The organism is Acidovorax delafieldii 2AN (assembly GCF_000175235.1).
Classification (GTDB): Bacteria; Pseudomonadota; Gammaproteobacteria; order Burkholderiales; family Burkholderiaceae_C; genus Acidovorax; species Acidovorax delafieldii_B.
In genome coordinates, this window is sequence record NZ_ACQT01000343.1 from 1 (window position 1) to 3074 (window position 3074).

Below are 3074 nucleotides of genomic sequence, written 5' to 3' on the forward strand. Positions count from 1 at the left end.
CCGCGCGCCGCCCGCTCACCGAAGTGCGCAATGTGATGACGGCCAACGCCCTGGGCATTGCGCCCGACCTGCGGGTGAACGACGCCTGGCAGACCCTGGCCGAGCACCAGGTCGCGCAGGCCCCGGTGGTGGACGCCCTGGGCCGCGTGATCGGGCTGCTGCTGCGTGCCGACATGGCGCCGCTGGACCTGCTGCCCGAACCCGGCGCGGTGAAGCAGGCCATCGACCTGGCGCGCCGCCCGGTGTCCGAAGTGATGGTGAGCCCGGTGCCCACGGTGTCGCCCGACACCGAACTGCGCCGCGTGGCGGCCGTACTGCTCGGCACGGGTCTGCCCGGCCTGCCGGTGACCGATGAAGCCGGCGTGCTGGCAGGGTTCATCTCGCGCACCGACATCCTGCGGGCCGTGGCGGCCGATCCGCCGCTGGACCTGTGGAGCGGGCCGGCCCTGCCGCTGTGACGGCACTGGCACCTCCGTTGCAGAAAATATGCACCAGAACCGCCTGCTGCGCTGATGCAGTGGGCGCCATCAGCTATCAAAAACAAAGCATGCGAGTGGCTGTGCGGGTTGGGCGGGCCCCTTCCGCGATCCGGTGTGCGGGTGTGCCGGTGCCCTGGGGGCGGCCCTGCCGGTCGGTGCCTGCGGCTGGAGGGCCATCGCCCCGCCGCAGCAATGGCCGGGATGGACCGAAATGCACCGAATCCGCCGGTAGCGCTTGTCCACAAAGCGCCACCAGCTATCGATAAAAGAGCAACCGAGCGACTGCTCAGTGGCCTGCAGGCCCCGTCTCGGGTGATCGCTCGCGGATCTCCAGCCCCGTGGCCGGGTCGATGCGAAGCCCCTTGGGCAGGGGGAACTTGATGGTTTCTTCGATGCCTTGCATCTTGCGCACCGAGACGGCGCCCAGCGCCTTGATGCGCTCGATCACCTGCTGCACCAGGATCTCGGGGGCCGACGCGCCCGCCGTGAGGCCCACGCGGGCGATGCCGTCGAACCACTCGTGGCGCAGCTCGTCCACGCTGTCCACCATGTAGGCCGTGGTGCCCAGGCGGGCCGCCAGCTCGCGCAGCCGGTTGCTGTTGGAACTGGTGGGGCTGCCCACCACGATCACCAGATCCACCTGCGGGCTCAGCAGCTTGACGGCGTCCTGCCGGTTTTGCGTGGCGTAGCAGATGTCCTGCTGCTTGGGCTCGCGCACCTTGGGGAAGCGCGCGCGCACGGCGGCGGTGATCTGGGCGGCATCGTCCACGCTCAGCGTGGTCTGCGTCACCACCGCCAGCTTCTCGGTCTGCGTTGGCTGCACGCGGGCCACATCGGCCACGTCTTCCACCAGGTGGATGCCGTGGTCGAGCTGGCCCATGGTGCCTTCCACCTCGGGGTGGCCCTTGTGGCCGATCATGATGAACTCGTAGCCCTCTTTCGCGAGCTTGGCCACCTCGACGTGCACCTTGGTCACCAGCGGGCAGGTGGCGTCAAAAATGCTGAAGCCGCGTGCCTGGGCCTCCTGCTGCACCGCGCGGCTCACGCCGTGGGCGCTGAAGACCAGCGTGGCACCGGGCGGCACTTCGCTCAGTTCTTCAATGAAGATGGCGCCCTTGGCCTTGAGGTCGTTGACCACATAGGTGTTGTGCACGATCTCATGGCGCACGTAGATGGGGCGGCCAAACTTTTGCAGCGCACGCTCGACGATCTCGATGGCGCGGTCCACGCCGGCGCAAAAGCCGCGCGGCTCGGCCAGCAGGATTTCCTGGGGTTTCTGCATGGCTCAGAGCACGCCGATGATCTGCACTTCGAACGTCACCGGCTGGCCGGCCAGGGGGTGGTTGAAGTCGAACAGCACGGCGCCATCTTCGCGCACCTGCATCACGGCGCCGGCATAGTGGCCCTGGCCGTCGGGGGTGGGGAACTGCACCACGTCGCCCACGTGGTATTGCTCGTCAGGGTCGCCCAGTTCGCTCAGCAGCTTGCGGGCCACCCATTGCTGCATGTCGGCATTGCGCTCGCCAAAGGCCTCGCCAGCGGCCAGCTCGAAGGTGGCGTGCGTGCCTTCGGGCAGGCCCAGCAGGCGCTGTTCCATGGCCGGCGACAACTCGCCCGTGCCGAGCGACAGCGTGGCAGGCTTGTCCTCGAACGTGTTGATCACATCCCCTGCCGGACCAGCCAGGCGGTAATGCAGCGTGAGGAAGGAGCCCGACTGGACGGTGGATGGGGAGGCGGCGGTAGAGGTCATGAAAGTCCCGATAAACTGACCTGCATTGTAGAAAACGGGGCAAAGCCCTACGCCCCAGCGCCCCTGACAGGCGTCAATAACCCTGCGCCATGCCCCTCAAAGACCTGCCCCCGGATGCCCAGCCGCGCGAAAAACTGCTGGCGCGCGGCCCCGCCGCCCTGGCCGATGCCGAGCTGCTGGCCATCCTGCTGCGCACCGGCATCGTGGGCAAAGGGGTACTGCAAATGGCGCAGGAGCTGCTCGACCCGCCCGGCGTCGACCCGGCCACGGGCTGCATCACCGGTGGTTTTGGCGGCATTGCCGGGCTGCTGCACACCAGCGCGGCCGATCTCGAACGCATCAAGGGCCTGGGCCCCGCCAAGCGCGCCGAGCTGGTGGCCGTGCTCGAACTCGCCCGCCGCGCCCTGGCCCAGCAATTGCGCGAGCGGGAGGTGTTCGACTCGCCCGACGCCGTGAAGCACTACCTGCAGCTGCACCTGGGCGCCAAGGGCCACGAGGTGTTTGCCGTGCTGTTTCTCGACAGCCAGAACCGCCTGCTGGCCATGGAGGAACTCTTCCGGGGCACGCTCACGCAGACCAGCGTGTACCCGCGCGAGGTGGTGCTGCGCGCCCTGCACCACCAGGCCGCCGCCGTGGTGCTGGCCCACAACCACCCCAGCGGCAGCGTAGCGCCCAGCCGGGCCGACGAAGCCCTGACGCACACCCTCAAGACCACGCTGGCGCTGGTGGATGTGCGCGTGCTCGACCACGTCATCGTCGCGCCCGGCCAGGCCCTGTCGATGGCCGAGAAGGGGCTGGTGTGACGCAGCCCGCGCCCACCGCCCTGCAGGCGGCCCTGATCCGTG

At 68.7% G+C, this 3074-nt stretch carries 4 protein-coding genes; 2 read left to right on the forward strand and 2 right to left on the reverse strand.

Annotation, left to right across the window (positions count from 1 at the left end; translation table 11 throughout):
• The coding region (locus tag ACDELDRAFT_RS20695) for a CBS domain-containing protein (RefSeq protein WP_005800041.1) at positions 1-458 on the forward strand (458 nt) is incomplete at its 5' end.
• 307 nt (positions 459-765) lie between these two features.
• Here the strand turns inward: ACDELDRAFT_RS20695 and ispH are convergent.
• The gene (gene ispH / locus ACDELDRAFT_RS20700) at positions 766-1761 is read right to left on the reverse strand and encodes a 4-hydroxy-3-methylbut-2-enyl diphosphate reductase (protein ID WP_005800042.1); all 996 of its coding nucleotides are present in this window, start codon (positions 1759-1761) and stop codon (positions 766-768) included.
• A 3-nt stretch (positions 1762-1764) separates the two neighbouring features.
• Positions 1765-2229, reverse strand: coding sequence for an FKBP-type peptidyl-prolyl cis-trans isomerase (locus ACDELDRAFT_RS20705; protein ID WP_005800043.1), 465 nt, complete (start codon positions 2227-2229; stop codon positions 1765-1767).
• A gap of 89 nt (positions 2230-2318) precedes the next feature.
• Here ACDELDRAFT_RS20705 and radC point away from each other — a divergent pair, with 89 nt between their 5' ends.
• A complete protein-coding gene (radC, locus tag ACDELDRAFT_RS20710) occupies positions 2319-3032 on the forward strand; it encodes a RadC family protein (RefSeq protein ID WP_005800044.1) in 714 nt (237 codons plus the stop codon).
• The last annotated feature ends 42 nt before the right edge of the window (positions 3033-3074 follow it).